At 55.3% G+C, this 18,806-nt stretch carries 20 protein-coding genes and 4 pseudogenes; 5 read left to right on the top strand and 19 right to left on the bottom strand.

All coding sequences use genetic code 11. The features are described 5' to 3' along the window. Positions 1-61: 61 nt before the first annotated feature. From BHE81_RS27465 to BHE81_RS27440, 6 genes and pseudogenes are all read right to left on the bottom strand, one after another. A complete protein-coding gene (locus BHE81_RS27465) occupies positions 62-1,075 on the bottom strand; it encodes a zinc-binding alcohol dehydrogenase family protein (protein WP_002118279.1) in 1,014 nt (337 codons plus the stop codon). Positions 1,076-1,522: 447 nt separating this feature from the next. Further along, positions 1,523-2,491 (bottom strand): magnesium and cobalt transport protein CorA, encoded by a 969-nt coding sequence (locus BHE81_RS27460; protein ID WP_003464971.1) that lies wholly within the window; start codon positions 2,489-2,491, stop codon positions 1,523-1,525. After that, positions 2,488-3,192, bottom strand: coding sequence for a glutathione S-transferase N-terminal domain-containing protein (locus BHE81_RS27455; protein ID WP_003464969.1), 705 nt, complete (start codon positions 3,190-3,192; stop codon positions 2,488-2,490). Before BHE81_RS27455 ends, BHE81_RS27460 begins: the two co-directional genes overlap by 4 nt. A 140-nt stretch (positions 3,193-3,332) precedes the next feature. Beyond that, positions 3,333-3,872 carry a peptide-methionine (S)-S-oxide reductase MsrA gene (gene msrA, locus BHE81_RS27450; protein ID WP_003464967.1) on the bottom strand — a complete coding sequence of 180 codons (540 nt, stop codon included), beginning with the start codon at positions 3,870-3,872 and terminating at the stop codon, positions 3,333-3,335. Between the two features lies 1 nt (position 3,873). Beyond that, positions 3,874-4,317, bottom strand: coding sequence for a peptide-methionine (R)-S-oxide reductase MsrB (gene msrB, locus BHE81_RS27445; protein WP_003464965.1), 444 nt, complete (start codon positions 4,315-4,317; stop codon positions 3,874-3,876). Between the two features lie 277 nt (positions 4,318-4,594). Further along, positions 4,595-5,047 (bottom strand): annotated as a pseudogene (locus BHE81_RS27440) (IS30 family transposase); the annotation flags it as partial. A 46-nt stretch (positions 5,048-5,093) separates the two neighbouring features. Between BHE81_RS27440 and BHE81_RS27435 the strand changes: the two are divergent. After that, positions 5,094-6,260 (top strand): GIY-YIG nuclease family protein, encoded by a 1,167-nt coding sequence (locus BHE81_RS27435; protein WP_223306706.1) that lies wholly within the window; start codon positions 5,094-5,096, stop codon positions 6,258-6,260. A gap of 5 nt (positions 6,261-6,265) precedes the next feature. Here BHE81_RS27435 and BHE81_RS28940 read toward each other — a convergent pair. From BHE81_RS28940 to BHE81_RS27420, 3 genes and pseudogenes are all read right to left on the bottom strand, one after another. Next, a pseudogene (locus BHE81_RS28940) lies at positions 6,266-6,547 on the bottom strand (hypothetical protein); the annotation flags it as partial. A gap of 88 nt (positions 6,548-6,635) precedes the next feature. Beyond that, entirely contained in the window at positions 6,636-7,904 is a 1,269-nt protein-coding gene (locus tag BHE81_RS27425; RefSeq protein WP_011191342.1) for an IS4-like element ISApu1 family transposase, read from the bottom strand. Between the two features lie 317 nt (positions 7,905-8,221). Next, entirely contained in the window at positions 8,222-8,593 is a 372-nt protein-coding gene (locus tag BHE81_RS27420; protein WP_004099020.1) for a hypothetical protein, read from the bottom strand. Between the two features lie 156 nt (positions 8,594-8,749). Between BHE81_RS27420 and BHE81_RS27415 the strand changes: the two are divergent. Further along, positions 8,750-9,199: pseudogene (locus BHE81_RS27415) on the top strand (IS4 family transposase); the annotation flags it as partial. A 33-nt stretch (positions 9,200-9,232) separates the two neighbouring features. Here the strand turns inward: BHE81_RS27415 and BHE81_RS27410 are convergent. Beyond that, positions 9,233-12,130 (bottom strand): annotated as a pseudogene (locus tag BHE81_RS27410) (Tn3-like element Tn5403 family transposase). A 94-nt stretch (positions 12,131-12,224) separates the two neighbouring features. Between BHE81_RS27410 and BHE81_RS27405 the strand changes: the two are divergent. From BHE81_RS27405 to BHE81_RS27395, 3 genes are all read left to right on the top strand, one after another. After that, a complete protein-coding gene (locus BHE81_RS27405) occupies positions 12,225-12,830 on the top strand; it encodes a recombinase family protein (RefSeq protein ID WP_000509966.1) in 606 nt (201 codons plus the stop codon). A 284-nt stretch (positions 12,831-13,114) separates the two neighbouring features. Then, positions 13,115-13,606 (top strand): MbeB family mobilization protein, encoded by a 492-nt coding sequence (locus BHE81_RS27400; RefSeq protein WP_015059161.1) that lies wholly within the window; start codon positions 13,115-13,117, stop codon positions 13,604-13,606. A gap of 6 nt (positions 13,607-13,612) precedes the next feature. Beyond that, positions 13,613-13,828 carry an MbeD family mobilization/exclusion protein gene (locus tag BHE81_RS27395; protein WP_032634148.1) on the top strand — a complete coding sequence of 72 codons (216 nt, stop codon included), beginning with the start codon at positions 13,613-13,615 and terminating at the stop codon, positions 13,826-13,828. Between the two features lie 106 nt (positions 13,829-13,934). On the opposite strand, the gene BHE81_RS27390 is transcribed toward BHE81_RS27395, so the two are convergent. The 9 genes from BHE81_RS27390 to BHE81_RS27355 form a co-directional block, all read right to left on the bottom strand. Further along, positions 13,935-14,366, bottom strand: coding sequence for a hypothetical protein (locus BHE81_RS27390; protein WP_048234297.1), 432 nt, complete (start codon positions 14,364-14,366; stop codon positions 13,935-13,937). 370 nt (positions 14,367-14,736) lie between these two features. Further along, positions 14,737-15,048, bottom strand: a complete 312-nt coding sequence (locus BHE81_RS27385) for a type II toxin-antitoxin system RelE/ParE family toxin (protein ID WP_015059150.1) — start codon at positions 15,046-15,048, stop codon at positions 14,737-14,739. Next, positions 15,036-15,314, bottom strand: a complete 279-nt coding sequence (locus tag BHE81_RS27380; RefSeq protein ID WP_014542884.1) for a CopG family ribbon-helix-helix protein — start codon at positions 15,312-15,314, stop codon at positions 15,036-15,038. The genes BHE81_RS27385 and BHE81_RS27380 overlap by 13 nt, the downstream gene beginning before the upstream one ends. Before the next feature lie 674 nt (positions 15,315-15,988). Next, a complete protein-coding gene (gene msrA, locus BHE81_RS27375; RefSeq protein ID WP_021243016.1) occupies positions 15,989-16,483 on the bottom strand; it encodes a peptide-methionine (S)-S-oxide reductase MsrA in 495 nt (164 codons plus the stop codon). Continuing rightward, positions 16,473-16,934 carry a peptide-methionine (R)-S-oxide reductase MsrB gene (msrB, locus tag BHE81_RS27370; protein ID WP_021243015.1) on the bottom strand — a complete coding sequence of 154 codons (462 nt, stop codon included), beginning with the start codon at positions 16,932-16,934 and terminating at the stop codon, positions 16,473-16,475. The genes msrA (BHE81_RS27375) and msrB (BHE81_RS27370) overlap by 11 nt, the downstream gene beginning before the upstream one ends. Positions 16,935-16,972: 38 nt before the next feature. Next, a complete protein-coding gene (locus tag BHE81_RS28995) occupies positions 16,973-17,095 on the bottom strand; it encodes a hypothetical protein (protein ID WP_266095328.1) in 123 nt (40 codons plus the stop codon). 73 nt (positions 17,096-17,168) lie between these two features. Beyond that, on the bottom strand, positions 17,169-17,675 hold the full coding sequence (locus BHE81_RS27365) for a DUF417 family protein (protein WP_001567380.1): 507 nt from the start codon (positions 17,673-17,675) through the stop codon (positions 17,169-17,171). Between the two features lie 30 nt (positions 17,676-17,705). Continuing rightward, on the bottom strand, positions 17,706-17,966 hold the full coding sequence (locus tag BHE81_RS27360; RefSeq protein WP_001567381.1) for a DUF1471 domain-containing protein: 261 nt from the start codon (positions 17,964-17,966) through the stop codon (positions 17,706-17,708). A 212-nt stretch (positions 17,967-18,178) separates the two neighbouring features. Beyond that, complete coding sequence (locus BHE81_RS27355; RefSeq protein WP_001567382.1) at positions 18,179-18,736, bottom strand: TetR/AcrR family transcriptional regulator; 558 nt, start codon at positions 18,734-18,736, stop codon at positions 18,179-18,181. Between the last annotated feature and the right edge of the window lie 70 nt (positions 18,737-18,806).

Genomic DNA, 18,806 nt, shown 5'->3' with positions numbered 1-18,806 from the left:
CGCTGGGGCATAACCCGTTCGGCTTTTTGAGGTTGGACAAGATGTTTGGCGATCGCGGTCGTTAGAAGCCTTCGAGGACGATCTTGCCTTTAGCCGCGCCACTTTCGATCAGTGCATGCACCGTCTTCAGATTGGCGGCATTGATCGGCGACAGTCGCCGGGTCAGCGTCGTGCGGATTTTGCCGTCGTCAACCAGCGCTGCCATCGCATCCAGAATCTCGCCCTGCTCATTCATGTCGGGCGTGCCGTAGATCGACCGCGTGAACATCAGCTCGTGGTGGATCGACACCGCCTTGCGCTTGAAAACCATGATATCGAATGCCTTGGGATCGTCGATCAGTCCGAACCGTCCTTGTGGGGCGATCAGTTCGGCGATGTCGGCGACATGTTGCTCGGTATGTGTGGTCGAAAAGACGAAAGCGGGAGCACCGATGCCGAGTTCGGCGATCTGTGGCGCGAGCGGACGAGAATGGTCGATGACGTGGTGAGCTCCAAGCCCTCTTACCCACTCTTGGGTTTCCGGTCGAGAGGCTGTGGCGATGACGGTGAGGTCCGTGCGCTGTCGCGCGATCTGGACGGCGATCGACCCAACCCCGCCCGCGCCACCGATGATGAGGATCGCCTCCGCCGCACCGGGTACGGGCTTCGCCACGTCCAGGCGGTCGAACATCGCCTCCCAGGCCGTCAACGTCGTCAGCGGCAGCGCCGCCGCTTCCGCCCAGGAGAGCGACGCAGGTTTGTGACCGACAATCCGGGCGTCGACGAGATGGAACTCCGCATTGGTACCGGGCCGTGTGATCGATCCGGCATAATAGACCTCGTCGCCTAACTCGAACTGCGTGACGTCGGGGCCGACCTCGCGCACAATCCCGGCGGCATCCCATCCCAGCACCTTCCAATCGCCATCTGCCGGCGGCGTGCTGTTGCGGACCTTGTAGTCGACCGGGTTGACCGAGACGGCCTTCACCTCAACCAGGATATCGTATCCTGCAGCGACAGGCCGAGGCAGATTGATGTCGACCAGCGCGGCATCCGCGGCGATGGGTCCCGGAACCTTGTAACCAATGGCTTTCATAAATGTCTCCAGCTTGCTTGATCGGATGACGCGAATGCTCGTTAGTCAACTTCTTCTACATTGAGGTCCCGACTCTTGAACTGGGTCGCGGTAGCAGATTTCATCGAACACGTCGATCAACAGGCCCTTATGCTCGGTCGCCGGATCGGTGATCGCGTAGAGGGTGGAGGCGTTATCGCCATCATCACCGCTTCCGAGGCGAAACGCCGCGTCGACGCAGATGCCGCACGGACCGATGGTTGATCCTGGCTCGAGATCGACGAGATTGCTGTCCTTGACGCGCTATTCGCGGTCTTAGCCCTTGGCGATGAAGGACTGAACTGCTTGTAGAGCGTCGGTCAGCTGCTATGTCATGGACGCACCTTCATCTTGAGTTGGATTGGACAAGCTTCCGTATAAGGCCCGCTGTAACCGTCAGATGACGGCGAAGAAAACGATGGGCAGTATTCACAGCCACTTAGCCTTCTTGAAGCGCACAAATAGGAAAACGCACGATATCGCTATCACTCCGAGCACGACAAAGTATCCGTAGGCCGTGTCCAGCTCCGGCATGTGCTTAAAGTTCATGCCGTATATTCCAGCGATCGCCGTCGGGACTGCCAGTATTGCCGCCCAAGCCGCCAGCTGGCGGGTGATCACCCCCGTCCTTTGCGCTTCAAGAAGGCTGCTGGCCTCAAAGACCGTGGACAGGACAAGCAGGAGGCCGTCGACCATGGACTGCACGCGGTGGACATGGTCCGCGACGTCGTGGAAATATGGTGTCATTTCGGCGCTGATGCAGGGAAAGTGGCCGCGAACGAGCTTTCGCACCAGCTCGGCCATAGCCCCGAGCGTGCGCTGGAACCGCGTGAGTTCGGACCTTAGTTCGAAGATTCGCGCCACCTCTTCTGGCCCGAGGAAATCGTGCAGCGACCGTCGCTCCATCGCCAGGACGTCGTCCTCGATCATTTCGAAGATGGGCAGATACTGGTCGACCACGCGATGCAAGATCGCGTGCAGCACATAGTCGACACCCTTGCCGAACTGCGTCGGCGATGCCTCGAGTTGCTCCCGAAGTTTGCCCAGCGCTCCGGCATTGCCGTGCCGCACGGTGATAAGGTGATTGTGACCGGTGAAGATCGCCATCTTGCCGTAGCTGATCCGGTCGCCGACCAGCTCGGCGGTCTGCGCGACGACGTACAACTCATCGTTGTAGACCTCGAGCTTGGGCGGGCACAGCGGGTGCATCGCGTTGTCGATCGCCAACGGATGAAGATTATATGTCCTTTGGATCGCGAGTAGTTCCTCGGGGGTGGGTTCGCTAAGCGCGATCCAGCAGAAGCCCGAGCGACTCTCGCCCAACTTGACGTGCTCATCGAGCGCGATTTCGCGAACTCGCTTGCCTTCGTTGTAATAATAGGCGGCGATGATGCTCATGCTGGCCTCGCGGGAATGTGGAGGCCACGCTGGACGGCCGGTCGAGCCAGCCCGCGTCCAAGCCATGCGCGGACGTTCGAAAAGCTGCTGAGGCCAAGGATGTCACCCGCAGCGTAGAATTCCACCAGCGCATTCACCCAGCCGAGCGTCGCGATGTCCGCGATCGAATAGTCGTCGACGATCCAGTCGCGGCCTTCCAGCCGGCGATCCAGAATCCCCAGCAGACGCGTGGATTCGTCGATAAAGCGCTGTTGCGGCCGCTTGTCCTCATAGTCCTTGCCGCCAAATCGCAGGAAGAAGCCGAGCTGACCGAACATCGGCCCGATGGCCGACATCTGAAAGAACACCCACGCTAGGGTCTCGTAACGCTGGCCTGGTTCGGTGGAGATGAACTGACCCGTCTTGTCGGCCAGATAGAGGAGGATCGCACCGGATTCCCATAAGGCGATGGGTCTACCGTCAGGGCCAGCCGGATCGATGATCGCCGGTATGCGTCCGTTCGGGTTCAGCGACACGAACGCCGGATCCTTCGACTCGTTGTTCGAGATGTCGATCAGGTGGGGCTCGTACGCCAGGCCAGTCTCCTCAAGCATGATCGAGACCTTGACGCCATTGGGCGTAGGGGCTGCGTAGAGTTGCAGGCGATCGGGATGAGATGCCGGCCAGCGCTGCGTGATCGGAAAGGACGAGAGGTCTGGCATAAATCTGCGATCCTGGTGTTGCGATGGCGACTGACTGGAACGAGCCGTCACTCTGAAGTAGGGTTCGATGACCGCGTCGCTGAACGACGCGGTCACGAAGATTGCGGACCGGATCGGCGCAGTGGCAACGGCAGTGAAGCCTATTCCGCCGCGGTCCCGGCCGCTGGCTGTACGTCGTCAACCTTTTGGCGCTTCGGAAGCACCCAGCCGGGACGGACGAAGTGGCAGGTGTAGCCGCCCGGGCGCTTCTCCAGATAATCCTGGTGATCGGGCTCGGCCTCCCAGAACTCGCCGACCGGCTGGACCTCGGTCACCACTTTGCCATCCCACAGCCCCGAGGCATCCACATCGGCGATCGTATCCTCGGCGACGCGCTTCTGCTCCTCGTCGACATAATAGATGCCCGACCGGTAGGAGAGCCCACGATCATTGCCCTGGCGGTTCAGCGTCGTCGGATCGTGGATCTGGAAGAAGAATTCCAGGATGTTCCGGTAGCTCGTCACTGTCGGGTCGAAGACAATCTCGATCCCCTCGGCATGCGTGCCGTGATTACGATACGTGGCGTTCGGAATATCGCCGCCCGTGTAACCCACACGGGTCGAGATGATGCCGGGCCGCTTGCGGATCAGATCCTGCATGCCCCAGAAACATCCTCCTGCGAGAACAGCGCGCTGATGCATGTTAAGCCTCCTCTACTTGATCGAGATATTCACCGTATCCCTCGGACTCCATCTCGTCGCGCGGGATGAAGCGAAGGGACGCTGAGTTGATGCAGTACCGCAGACCGCCGCGGTCGGAAGGACCATCGGGGAACACATGGCCGAGATGACTGTCTGCGTGTACTGACCTGACCTCCGTCCGGACCATGCCGTGTGCGCTGTCCCGCACCTCGTTCACGTTTGCCGAAACGATCGGCTTGGTGAAGCTGGGCCAGCCAGTACCCGAATCGAACTTGTCCGTCGAAGCGAACAGTGGCTCTCCCGACACTATGTCGACGTAGATGCCAGGCTCCTTGTTGTCGTTGTACTCGCCCGTGAAGGGCCTTTCGGTGCCCGCCTCCTGGGTAATTCGGTGTTGCTCGGGAGTCAGGTGGTCGATTGCTGTCTGTGACTTTTCAAACTTCATTACAGTCTCCAATACTTATCTAGAGGGCCAGGCACGCTACCGCTAATTTTTTATGTCTCCTGATTTGCTCCTACAATGGTAGTGGGATGGCAAACGAGGTTTTACTAAGTGTTGGAAAATTAGAGATTTAAATTTCGCGTCTATTAGTTCTAGCGCAACTGAGTGGTTAAGCAAGTACGTAATCAGTAAATATTAAAAAAATAACACAAAAGCACGATTATATAATACAGTGTCAGTGTTTTATGATAGGCGGTTGCAGGGGCTGAGTGCAACACGGTTATTGAATTGAAGCAGGCGCAGCATGATGCATTCCTACCACCTCTGTCATGACTTCAATCGGGCACTTCCAGTTGAAGCGTTTGCGCGGGCGAATGTTCATCAGGTAAGCGATCTCATCCAGCTGCTCCTGGCTGTGTACCGACAGATCTGTGCCCTTGGGCAGGAACTGGCGAATCAAGCCGTTGATGTTCTCGTTACTGCCTCGCTGCCAAGGGCTATGCGGGTCGCAGAAGTAAATGGCTACACCAGTGTTTTGCGTGATCTCGGCGTGCTTGGCCATCTCCCGGCCCTGGTCGTAAGTCATGCTCTTGCGCACCGCCAACGGCATCCGATTAAGCGCTGCACTGAAGCCCTCCATCGCCGACGTGGCCGTCGCGTCGCGCATCTTCACCAGCATCAAGTAGCCGCTGGTCCGTTCAACCAATGTACCGACAGACGATGCATTGGGTCTGCTCAATGTAGAGCCCCTAAAACCGAAAAGTGCGCCAGTTGACCTTGTGAGCAACCAGTTTGGGGATATCGTGGCGTTTTTTGAACAACACGGTAGAGCCCCCCAAAACTCGACCTGTGCCGATATGCCCGAGAAGCGTCTTGCAAGGCGCTTGCAGGCGATACGCACGGATCAAAAGCAATGCAGTGCCCTTTCAGGTCAGGATATCCATGGTCTGCTGGTAGGCATAGAAGTAGTGGGGATGGTTGCCGAGGAGCATGAGCAATATCCTGCCAGGGGAGTAGCTCTTGAGACTGTTAATGCACCCACCGTTGATACGTCGGAGCTGGTGACCTCGCTGGACGATATTTTTGCCGATGATGACCTCGGGTTATTGGATTTTGATGCTCCCGATATATTCAGCATGCAGCATGTGCCTAGGGAAAAAAAGGCGTTACCTGACGAGATAGCCCAGCGCCAGCCCTGTCCAGATTTCGCTCGTTTTGCGCCGCTGTTTGAGACCGTGAAAACGGGCCTGCAAGGCCAAGAGTTCTCCCTCGTGCGCTATCGAAACGAGCATGGTTTTCAGGTTGGGGATTTCTTCATCCTGAATGGGGTGATGGGTTATGTGCATAGTGCTGGGGAACGATTGGAACAGTACGAGAGGTATAACGCACGACTTCACCTGGTTTTTGATAATGGCACTGAGCTGCATATGCTCTACCAGTCACTAACCCAGGGGCTTATTCGTGACAAGGAGGGCCGTAAGGTCATGCTAGGTGACAAACTCCTCTTGCCAAATTACGCGCCCATTCCAAGCGGCTTTGTCTATGTGCTCGCGACAAAGAGCACGGACCCTATATTGATGCCCTTCATGCAAAATCTCTACAAGATAGGTTTCACCGAGGGTACCGTCGAAGACCGGATAAAGCACGCCGAGAAAGACAAGACGTTCCTGCAAGCCCCGGTTAGGATCATCACGACATTCCAGTGTTTCAACATGAACACCCACAAATTGGAGACCTTGGTGCACGGTTTTCTCGCCAAGCAGCGCCTCGATATCACCTTGAAGGGGGTTGATGGCACCAGCTATGCCCCGAGAGAGTGGTTCCATACTCCATTGACAACCATCCTTGAAGTTATTCACCACATTTTGGATGGAACAATCTCGCAGTACCGCATGGACAATACTACCGGTAAGGTTGTTGCAAAAAAAACGACCAATAATGCGTAATAATGCCAGGCAGCATTGGCACGGACCTGCTCATCGGCAGCCAAAGGGCCCGACTGCTCTGCCGCTTGCTGCATCCAGTGCATGGCATTGGGGTAATCAGGTTGGCTGGCCAGACGTTTGGCCAACTCATATTGAGCCTTACCATTGCCTTGAGTCGCGGCATTGGATAACTCGGCATCAGTGAGTGAAGTTGTGGAAGAGCAGGCCGGTCGCCAGCTGTAGGAGAGGAATAACGTTTCATACTGAACAATCAAGCACCCCTGCTCATACCGTTTTATATGAAACATGACCAAAATTAAAGATTCATACTAATTGCTACTACGAAGTCCGAATCGAGCTTCAACCGAGTAATAAAGTATCATCATGTACAGGACCTTAAGCGGCGAGTCCATTTAAAACGCCTTCCAAGGTCCTGTTCTGTATCGACTTTCTCTGCTTGGTTCGGCAGGCGTTCTTGGCCAAATAATCGGCAGCCCATTCCAATCTTTCCCTTATTTCTGTCAGCGCCCTATGGGCCACTGCTTCCAATAGCGGTAGCCACCACGTCGCACTGTTCTTCGACGCTTTCAGCATCGATAGCGCCCCACTCATCACACTCTGCGCGACCCGTCTCTTCATCACCAGCGACAGCAGGCTCGTCCACACCAACCCCTCGGCAATCGCTTTCTCGCCCGTCACAAACCCCTTGAGCCGGTTGTGCGATTTCCACTCTTTAAATAACAACTCCACCTGCCAACGGCAGCGATACAGGCTCATCACCTGCTCTGCTGACCATGCTGCTCGCGGTAGGTTCGTCATCCACAGACAGAACCGCTTTTCCTCAGCAAACCAGCGCCGGATCAACCGGTACTCGACCTGGCCGGACTTCACCACCATATCCAGTACCTCGGCCCGACAGCGTCGCCGTCCGGCCTCTCTCAGAGATAGTCCCGCCAGCTTGGGTACTTCCCGTCCATCACCGCGCCAGGCTTGGATTATCTTGGGGTTCAGGCTTTTCGTGCCGCGCACCAGATAAAATCCGCCAGCGTCGTTCACCTGCTCAAACCAAGCCCTGTCAATGTAACCTGCGTCAGCCAGCAGCAGGCAGTTGGTCAGCGTGTGGGCTTCAGGCAGAAATTGCCGTTCCCCTGCGGTATCGGCAGACACACTCATGCACAACGGGCTCTGCTCCGACAGTGACATGGTCATATGGCACTCGATAGCTGCCGGACTGATGGTCTTGAACCGGCCGGGAAAATCAGCAGCAAGGCGCCGATGCACCGCAAAGGAGGTGCCATCGTGCAGTAACACCTGCTTGAACGCGCCGAGGGAGGCTGCTTTGAGTTGATGGTCGATACGCAAGGCGATGGCCCGCTCGACCAGGGCTTTCATAAACAGGGCAAAGCTCTCTTTGCGCAGCTGATTGTGAAACGGTTTGTAAGAAACCTGATGGGTGTTTACCAGTTGCAAGGCATTGAAATGGCGGTGTAAACCGGCAATGTCATTGACCTGGTCGCCTCCCATGGCCCGCAGCAGTGCAGGTACGAGCATGGCTGGGGTAATGGCACGCTGACGCAGACAAAACTTGCAGAGCCGAGCAATGCGCTCGAGTGCGGCGGGAGCCAAGAGTTGCTCCAGATAGTAATTAGCGTTGATAATAGTCATAGGCTTCGCGCGTGTTGATTTTGTTTGGCGATAAAATCAGATCACAAACGAAGCCTTTTTTATATCTATTTCAATTGGTTGCCGCTAAAGATCCTGTACATGAGTGAGGGTTATGGTGGCTATATGCTGGATATTGCTATTCAGATGACAGCCATATGGGGAAGATTACAGGCGCCTGAAATAACAGCAGAGTATGGAGTGACTACCACGGCTGGAGGTTGGCACGGGCTGATCCCCTCTCCCTTTGGGAGAGGGTTAGGGTGAGGGGAGCTGGCTGACCGGGTGTAGCAACCAGGCGGCATTACACCGCTGAATCTTCAGTTATTGAAATTCCACGCGATCGGCAGTTCGACGTCGAAGATAAGTGCATCCCCGTCGAGGCGAAAGGCCAGGCTGGTCTGGTGCTGGTCGTATTCGTTGATAATCAGGCAGCTCTCGGCGAAGTTGGACTCGTAGTTGATATGGGCCACTCCTTCACGGCCGTCAGCGAGTTCGATGCTGAGCACCCGCAGCGGGTTCTCCTGACTGAGGTTGACCCGGGTGTCCCCCACGTCCACCAGCCGTTCCAGCAGAGGGAAGAAATCTTGTCTGTGGGTCGTTATGGCCTGGGTGATGGCCTGCTCCAGCTCAGCCTGGGTGGCGAAGGGGCCGCCGAGTGGGTAGCGGGTCTGGATCCTTTCCTGAGTCATTGCGTTTCCTCCTGAACTGAGATGTGGCAACAGTTTGGCCGCTGCAGTGACCTGTCATGTACAGGATCTTTAGCTACAACCAATTGAAATAGATAGAAAAAAGGCTTCGTTTGTGATCTGATTTAATCGCAAAAAAAAACCGACACGCCCGAAGCCATGACTATTATAAATGCAACCCAGTACCTCAAGCAACTTCATAGCTCTTCTGAACTCAACCGGATCGGTAAATTTACCGGTTTTTGTCAGCGACTCCGGGATATCCAGCCTGCGAGACTACTCCCGGCTCTGCTCTCAGGGCTTGGTTGCGACAAGGTGGATGGTATTGCTGGTTTGCATCGCCATTTCAATGCGTTGCAGCTCCATGATACTGACCAAATAGCGTATAAACCCTTTCACAACCAGTTACGCAAGCAGGGTTTTCCCTTGTTCATGCGCGCACTGGTTGAACGAGCCATCGCCTTACGCCTCAAGGAGTGTCTACCGGACGCCCACGGACTGGCAGGCTTTGAGCAGGTACTGCTGCAGGACGGGTCGTCATTCGCGTTACATCCGCAATTGGCAGAACATTTCCCGGGCCGATTCAATAAGCACAGCCCCGCTGCGGTAGGGGTCGGTTCCGGCTGAGGGCGAAATGACACCCTAAGCTTTCGGTTCCTTGGGCCAAAGATATTCGCCAGTCAGTAGAATGTGCGCCCAGCCCAATGGGGATATGTGGGGAAGAAATTCAGGGGGAACATCCAACCCTTCGTTCCGCCGCTCCGTGACGGCATGACCAAGATGGACGGTATTCCAGTAAATGATCACCGCAGTCAATAAATTGAGCCCAGCGATTCGGTAGTGCTGCCCCTCTGTCGTGCGATCGCGAATTTCCCCCTGCCTCCCGATACGGAGCGCATTTTTGAGCGCATGGTGGGCCTCTCCCTTGTTAAGACCGATCTGAGCACGCCGCTGCATGTCCGTATCCAGGATCCACTCAATAATGAAAAGGGTCCGTTCAATACGACCAACTTCACGAAGCGCAACTGCAAGGTTGTTTTGTCGTGGGTAAGAAGCGAGCTTGCGCAGGAGTTGGCTGGGCCTGATTTTGCCAGCGGTCATCGTCGCGGCACAACGGAAAATATCAGGCCAGTTCGCAACGATAAGATCCTCCCGGGCTTTTCCACCTACCAACTTGCGTAACTCCCTGGGGGTCGTATCGGGATTAAATACGTACAACCGCTTCGATGGCAGATCCCTGATTCGCAGAACGAGATTGTAGCCGAGCAGGCTACTGGCTCCGAACAAATGGTCGGTGAATCCTGCTGTATCGGCATACTGTTCGCGAACATGGCGACCGACCTCGTTCATCAGTAGTCCATCGAGAATATACGGTGCCTCGCTCACGGTCGCCGGGATCGACTGACAAGCGAATGGCGCGAACTGGTCGCTTACGTGAGTATACGCTTTGAGGCCGGGAACAGAACCATATTTGGCATTGACCATGTTCATGACTTCGCCATGCCGCGCTGTCGGGAAAAACTGACCATCGCTCGATGCTGACGTGCCCATCCCCCAGACGCGTGACATCGGCAGTTTACCCTGCGCGGCCACCACAATTGCCAATGCCTGGTTCATGGCTTCGCTTTCAACATGCCAGCGGGCAAGGCGTGAGAGCTGCCAGTAATCATGCGTGTTTGTAGCTTCCGCCATCTTACGCAGGCCCAGATTGAGCCCTTCAGCGAGCAGGACGTTGAGCAGACCGATCCGGTCGCGACATGGAGCCCCGGTTCTCAGATGGGTAAACGCATCTGTGAAACCAAGGGCTGCATCAACTTCAAGCAGCATGTCGGTAATCCGAACGGACGGCATTCGGCGATACAGATCCAGTATGAGTGCCTCGGCACCATCCGGCACGTCTGCTGTCAACCTGTCGATCCGCAACGTTCCATCTTCTATGCTACCGTGCGGAATAGTGCCGTTACGGGCAGCCCGGGCCAGCCGCTTAAGAGCGATCGTGAGTCGCGCCTTTCTGTCTGCCAGCCAATCCTGTGGGTTGGAAGGCACGGCCAGTTTTGCATTTTCCTGCGCCGCGATCATCGGCACCAGTACCTGCTTGAGGTCACCATAGCGGCGCGAATGAGCGAGCCAGACATCTCCGGAACGAAAAGCATCCCGGAGGTGAAAGAGTACCGCCACTTCCCAAAGACGGGTATCTCCTTTTTCCTGAGCTCGTAAATGACGGTTCCATTTGGAGCTGGGCCGCAGGAAACGCCTTTCTGGCGATGCAACACCTTTCATCTCTCCGATCGACAAAGCTGCTGCTACCAATGGTCCGGCGACCGGCGCGGCTTCGAGCTTCAGACAGCGCAACATGCGGGGCGCATAACGACGAAAGCGATGGTATCCCTGCCCGACATATGCAAGAGGCTCATCGGCTAGCGTGTTGCTGAGTTGAGTCCCTGTCGCTACCAGTTGAGCGAGCCGGTCCCATGCAACCGAACTGGCGACAGCCATCTCCAGCGGGGTTCCGTCACTGCGGGCCTCAAGCAACGAAGCTCCCAGCGCGGTGAAGGTACGGATCGTATCCGTGAGTGTGGCTTTAGAGCCGGAAATTGTTTCGTCATGCTGGCGCTTCGCTTCCCGCCAGGTTTTTCCTACGATCCTGTCATGGGTTTCGACTATGGCATCAGCAATCGCCGCTTCCCACTCCACAACACAGACGGCAAGGATCGCCCAGCGGCGGTCCGAAGTGATGTCACGCAAACCGTCGGTGAAGTAGCGTTCACCCTGCCGACGCAGCCGGGCAATGCGATGGGCAGGTATGCTGGCCAAAGCACTATGATTGATATTCAGGGTACGCAGAAATTCGAGCCTGTCGAGCAAACGGTTAGCAGCAGCCGAGTTGTTACCAACCTCGAAGTTGCGAAGCCAGATGAAACGACTGATATTGCCGGCGAGCATTTAACTCAGAAGTTTGTCCAGGTGATCGCGAACATCCGCTGTTAAATTTTCCGCAATCCGCGTTTCAATCCGCCGCTCAGCGGCGACCAGAGCATCCGCGCACAAGCGCTCGATTGTCGATACTGCGGGCAGAATGGTGGAAGTTTCCCGACACCGCACAATAAAACGATGAGCAAGATCCTCGTTTGATCTGGCATCTTCGGCCTGGCCGAAAGTCCACTCCCGCAGATCACGGGCACCACGGCCCGTGAAGGTCTTGTAGCCGTAAATTTCGCGCAGCGTGTCCATGTGCTGCTGACGGGTTTGGCGCCGTGTGGCATAAGTGAGAAGCGCATCAGCCGGAACTCCAAGCTGAGCACCGACGAAGGAAAGGACTTCACGCGGGATCATCTCACCAGGAGCCAGTGCACGGCCCGGATATCGTAAGGCACAAAGTTGCAGGGCAAAGCCAATCCTGTTTTCCGGTCTGCGGCGCTGCCTAATGTTTTCCAGGTCATCATCGCCCAGCGTGTAGAACTTCAGTAGCGACAGTTCGTCCGTGGGCAGATCGAACAGCGCTGCTCGCTGCCGTTCGGTGAAAATATGGCGTCGTGACATACAAATTCGTCCCTTTTGAAGTATAGTCTGTTTTGGACAACAGCCAGCCCATATAAATCAGGGCGTTCCGATACAAAAATCCAGGAGGGTTCAATTGGGACATCGTGCCGCCATTTACTGCCGGGTTTCAACAGCGGATCAGTCTTGTGAACGCCAGGAATTTGATCTGCGAGCCTTCGCCGGCCGTGCCGGCTACGACGTGGTGGGAATATTTAAGGAAACAGGTTCAGGAACTAAACTCGACCGGGCCGAGCGAAAGAAAGTCCTGGCGCTTGCCCAGTCCAGACAAATTGATGCAATCCTGGTCACTGAGCTTTCCCGGTGGGGGCGCTCGACGCTCGATCTGCTCAATACGCTACGTGAACTGGAGAACTGGAAGGTTTCCGTGATAGCCATGAATGGAATGGCGTTCGATCTTTCGTCGCCGTATGGACGAATGCTGGCGACGTTTCTTTCCGGCATTGCGGAGTTTGAGCGGGATCTCATCAGCGAGCGGGTCAAGTCAGGCCTTGCTGTTGCGAAGGCACGTGGTAAGAGGCTTGGTCGTCAGGCCGGAGTGCGACCAAAATCAGACCGACTTTTGCCTAAGGTGGTTGCGATGAGGGCCGAGGGACGCAGCTATCGCTGGATCGCACGCGAGCTCGGTATCAGCAAGAATACCGTCGCTGACATCGTGCAACGACACAGAGCTAACGCTTAGGGTGTCATTTCGCCCTCAGCCGGAACCGACCCCTGATCCGAACGACCCGGCAAACCGACGCGAGCTGGTCACGCCGTCGGCCTTGCCACAGGCGCAGCAGGAAGCTGTCAGAGCGATTACGCAGGGTTTAATGGTGTTAGCCTCATCCGGGGAGCTTAAAACGCGGCAGGACGTGACTGAGGCGCTCACAGCGGCAGGTTTTGAGGTGGTACGCACCACGCAGAGCAGTATCAGCATTGCCAACCCGGACGGGGGGCGAAATATCCGACTGAAAGGAGCCATTTATGAGCAGTCTTTTAGCGCTGGCGCAGGACTTGGAGCAGAAATCGAAAGCGCAGCGGCAATCTACCGGCGAGATGCTGAAAGCCGCATTCAGCGAGCACGAGGCGTATGTAAATCAGGAACTGAGCGAAAGCGCGAAGCGAATCAACAGCGCTATCCTCGACCACGACCAGAAGCTGGCCTCCGCCATCAGCCTGAACACCAGAGGGATGCTGAAAACCATCGGGCGGACGTGGCTGATTATCGCCGGCGTGTCATTCCTGCTGATCTGCACGAGCGGGAGCATTCTGTGGTGGCAGGGGCAGAAAATTCTCGACAACTACCAGGCCATCAGCGAGCAGAAAGACGCGCTGACGAAGCTGAACGCGCAGACGTGGGGCGTGAGCTTTCAGACGACCAGCGACGGACGGCGCTTTCTGGTGATGCCTGCAGGAACAACGCCGGAAGCCATTCCTTACAACGGTACGACGTGGGTACAACTGAAACAGGACTGACAGAGCATGACCGAACTGGAAACGCAATTATTGAGCGCATTCGAGCAACTGCAGCAGGATTACGCGCAGCAGCTGAGCGCGTGGGAAGCCGCCTCCTCGGAGTTGCAGAGGATGTTTGGCATTACGCAACGGGAGAACGCGGCGCTGAGCGAGCGCGTATCGGACTTGAGCAGGCAGGTGCAGAGTTTGAGCGAGCAGCTGCGCCGCTTGTCCGTGAGATGAACGCCATCGAGCAGCGGCAGGCACATGAACGGGCGCTGCAGCACGAGAAAGCGCCAGAGCCGGAGCGGCCACAGCTGCAGAAGGGGCGGGATTACCCCAGAATGCGTTAACTGAACAGCCTGGACCAGAACCCTTTTTTTTGCGCCTGCTCCAGGCTTTCACTGAGCTTTTTGATTTCTTCCCGCAGCTGGTTTTTCTCGTCCTCATGCTGCTGATTTTCTTTTTCCCGCAGCGTTTTGTCTTCCAGCATCAACGTGATGGCCTGTTTCATTTCAGCCAGCTCTTTCTGCATGGCTGTCAGCTGCTCATGTGGGAAATTTTTCTGTGTATTTTCACGGTGTGAAACGCTGGGAATTTGTTTCTCAGGTAAATTCACATTGCCGTATACGCGGATCAGTTCGGATACATCCACGACCGGGTTGTTTTTCCCGTCGCGTGACACGGTCACTTTCCCTTGTTTTACGTGGTTATACAGCGTTCTTCTGGTGATGCCGGCTGCCTGTGCTGCCTGTGAAAGGTTGAGCAATGTTTTTGCCACTGTATACCCCTGATTTTTTCGGGTGTGAAAGGTGTGTAATTTCTCACAATCATTATAGCGCCAATGTAACCCGAATTTCCTGGTGATAATGGGAAGCGCTGAACGCTATCAGTCGCTCCTGTCGATTTTTTTCTGTTCCAATGGCCTGATGATTGTCGCGGTATTGCGACAAGTACAGTCAGTGGTTTCTGCGGCCGGCAGGTGATGCAATAGCGGTATCAGATAAAACAGGGGCAAGACGATGAAAGCATTAATGACAATAGCATTGGCTGTGAAGGTGGTGGGACTGGTACTGGAGGCGCTGATTCTGGCTATCGAGTCCGGTCTGCTCCGACGGTGAACGGCAGAGCAGATCGGTGCTCAAGGGGGATTATTCCTGCAGGCCGTGATAGCCGGCTTCTTTCTGGTGCCGGACAGTCAGGATCACTATCCGGTCCGTTTCCCGGTCGTGGCGATAGAGCATCACATAACCACTGTCGCCAAATCCGATCACCAGTTCCTGGTATTCCAGTGGGAGAAGAGAAACCGGGCGGCCCATGTCAGGCTGCGTTTTCAGCTGCTGGATAGCCCGGATGATCACTTCACCGGCTTTTCTGGCCGCCAGCCGGTTTTTGGTTTTGAGAAAGTCCTGCAGGCGCTGTAAATCCCGCTGCGCCAGTGCGGAGACAATTACCTGTGGCATGGTGGAGCATCCTGCTCATTCTCAGTTCCCCAGGTATCTATCCACGCTTCCACCTCTTCGGCGCTCAGGTGCAGACCGGTTTCCTGATAGTGCTGCCATGCGGCCTGTCCATCCCTCAGGTACTGGCTGCGCTTTTCTTCCCGGTCGATGTATTCGGTGATCGCTTCCAGCATCAGGGCATGAGCGGAGCGATGGCGGTCATCGGCAAGGGTTTTCAGGCGGTCTTTGAGTTCATCATCAAGCCTGATGGATGTCGCAGCTGACATAAAATCACCTTTGTAGTCATGTGTAATACATGTGACTACTTTAATCGGAGTCAGTGATATTTGCCAGAAATACGGCTTACGTTGCCCGTTTTCCGCCAAACCCGGACTCATGCACCTGGCTGCATAGCCATGCATCCGGGTATGATTTATCCGGTGCGTTTCTGGCGGGTTTTCGGGTGGTTTGTTGCCGCTTTTACCGGTTATCCGTCAGAAACGCGCTGAGTCAGTCTGGGCGGTGCGCGTAATGAAGCCTTTATGTTAAATAGGGGCTTTTGTTGTCCGGAAAAGGCTGAGCAAAAATACGATAAACAGTGTCATACCGGTAACCAGCATGACATAGCCGGCTGTTGGGTTATAAGTCAGACAGAAGGCTGTGCAGGCACTGGGGGCGTGTATGCGAAAAAGCCCGGCAAAACACAGACTGGCCGAGAGTCCGTAAAATAACGATCCTGCGATAACGGTCAGCATAATTCTAAACATTGTCCCTTTGTCCCTTTGACCCTAATCATCCTCATCTTTTTTCTAATATGCCCCTTAAAATCAGGATGTTGATTGTTTTGTATGCAAGAAATGGACTAAAGAAATTTGTTTGTGATCCCATTCTCGTTTCTGCATATGAACAAAAAAGCCCCGCACATGGGCGGGGCTGAATGCTGCGAGTCTGCGACGGTGACTTATCCCGGAAGCGTCCAGTCAGGTCGTTCAAAATGGCAGGTATAGCCGTCGGGATTATGCTGCAGGTAATCCTGATGCTCTGGCTCTGCAGACCAGAACTCACCGGCCTGCTCTACTTCTGTCACCACGACTCCGGGCCAGACTCCTGAATCATCTATTTCACGGATAAGCTGGTTTGCCTGCTGCTTTTGCTCCTCTGTGGTGAAAAAGATGGCTGAGCGGTAGCTTGAGCCGACGTCATTACCCTGACGAAGTATTGTTGTAGGGTTGTGAATACTAAAGAAATATTCCAGTAGTTTTCGGTAGCTCAGTTTATCCGGGGAATACACCACCTTCACCGCCTCCGCATGTCCTGGGTGGTGCTGGTATGTCGGGTTATCATTACGTCCGCCGGTATAGCCCACTTCGGTGCTGACCACGCCATTGAGTTTGCGGATCAGCTCCTGGACACCCCAGAAACAACCACCGGCAAGGATTGCCACATCAGTTTTCATGCTTATCTCCTTTCTCAAACAGGGGAAGAAATTCACCGTATCCTTCTGTTTCCAGAGCGCCTTTCGGGATAAAACGCAGTGAAGCCGAGTTAATGCAGTAACGTAATCCACCGGTATCCTGTGGCCCGTCAGGGAAGACGTGTCCCAGATGGCTGTCACCGTGACGGGAACGCACTTCAGTACGCACCATGCCATGACTGAGGTCGCTCAGGTTGTGGACGTTGTTTTCCACTGGTTTGCTGAATGCCGGCCAGCCACAGCCCGAATCAAATTTGTCCTTCGACGAGAACAGTGGCTCACCGGAGACGATATCCACGTACAGTCCGTCCTCAAAGTGGTCGTCATATTCTCCGGTAAACGGGCGCTCAGTGGCGCTTTTCTGGGTGACGCTGAACTGCAGTTCCGTCAGTGCCTGAATGGTCTGTGGGTCTTTTTTATACGGTTTGTTCATATCGCTCTCCTGACAAATCTCACTCACCGGGACGGGTCCTACTCATGAATAAGATCCAGATAGTGTTTTTCAAAGTCCGGGTTGGCGGGGAGCGACTTATTTTCCAGGTAGCGCTCTAAAAAGTAGCGGGGAGTGATCCCCGCCCGAAAGGCGGCTTCCATGCCTCTCACCATGAACCCGGGAGTGGTGTCATATTTGCTGGCCAGAAATATCAGGCTGCTGCGTAATTCAGGGTCACCCCATGGCTGACAATGCGTCAGACGAGCGGGGTTTGTGCACGGCGCTGAGTTGCTTCGCCCTCCGGTTAATCAGTGTCCGTCGCAGGTCATGACGCAACAGCACCAGTCCAGCCCCAATCAGAAGAACATCCTTGATAATGAAGCTGTCAATGCGACCCAGCTGCGGCAGAAGGCTCAGGGTGACGATGCCGGTGCCTGCCACCATCAGGGCGCCTGCTGCACCCACTGCCGGCCGGAAAAATCCGGCAATCAGGGCCAGAAGGGTGATATTTTCCACCACGCCGAGTGCGTAGCTGAGCCCCTGAACGCCGAGAGCCGGATACAGCGCACCGAGCCAGGTGCCTGGCAGCAGGTGGTGAAGGGCATTGGCCTCGAAGGCAAACCATTTGTAGGTGCCAAACAGGGCGAAGATGAAAATCACTGACAGCCGCAGAACCATAATGTCCAGGCCTGACGTTTTACGAAGTAACCGGCGCAGTTGTGTCTCGACGTTATTTTTCATGGTGTGTGTCCTTTTATTTTCGTTTTGTGTTTATGCAAACAGCGTGGCGCGGGCATGAACGAAACGGGCCTGCTCAAGCTCAGAAATCAGATAAGCGGCAGCGCCATGTTCAAGGGCTTCGCGGATAACCTCCCGCTCCAGCTCATCCACGGAAGACACCCAGCCAACAGAGAGTGTACGGACCGGTACCAGAGCTGCTTTTTCTTCCTCAGTAAGATCGGATTTGATGATGACCGGTCCATGGGCTTTACGGGTGAAGACAGCGATAACGTCGTTGATAAGTGCTTTCATGATGATGCCCCCTGCATGTCTGTTTTATTGTGTTGTCGTGTTGTTAATATTTATTCTACCTACCAGTAGATAGATTGGCAAGGGGTAACTGGAAATTAAACGCAAGGAAAGTCTTAATGTCTTCTGAGGCCCCCGGAATACAGGCGTTGTCAGCGGTGATTTTTTTGAGTGCTGGCTGCCCCGGTTAAACCGGGGCAGCCACAGGCGTGGCTTTACGGGCGGGAGAGTAGCTGAATAAGCGCGCTCATGGTGCGGGAACAGGCATCATGAGGAGGGATCCGATTGAGCATCAGGGCCCCTTTAATGGCGCTGCCGATGATAATGGCCACGTCAGCCGGCTCAGCAGTAAAAGCCAGTTCACCGCTTTCACGACCCGAAACCAGCACACTGGTCAGGATGCGCAGGTCGGTTTGTGCCAGTCGTGAGGTGGCTTTCTGAAGAGGTTCTTCAAACAGGGCGCTGTCGGACAGCATGGCGTGAATGCCACACATCTGGCCGCTGTCGGCGCATTTGAGAAATGCGTCCATATAACCCTGCAGACGGGCTTTACCCGGTGGCAGCTGTAACAGGGCAGCTTCCAGTTTCAGCAGGCTGGCCTCCTTGTATTCACAATAGGCAAGCCCGAGGTCGGTTTTGGTCTGAAAATGGTAATGGATACTGGCCTTCCGTATTCCCAGACCGTCAGCGAGATCAGCATAGCTGAAGCCCTGGTAGCCGTTCTGCTGGATAAGGGTATCAGTCAGTTCAATCAGACTGTCATGGGTGGACATAATGTTCTCCTGGCACCTGCGGGTGCCTGTTATTCAGACACAACTGCGCCCGGAAACCAGAAGGGTTCCG

Source organism: Klebsiella sp. AqSCr (assembly GCF_008452795.1).
GTDB classification, from domain to species: domain Bacteria; phylum Pseudomonadota; class Gammaproteobacteria; order Enterobacterales; family Enterobacteriaceae; genus Klebsiella; species Klebsiella pneumoniae.
This window is presented reverse-complemented; position numbering and strand designations above follow the sequence as displayed.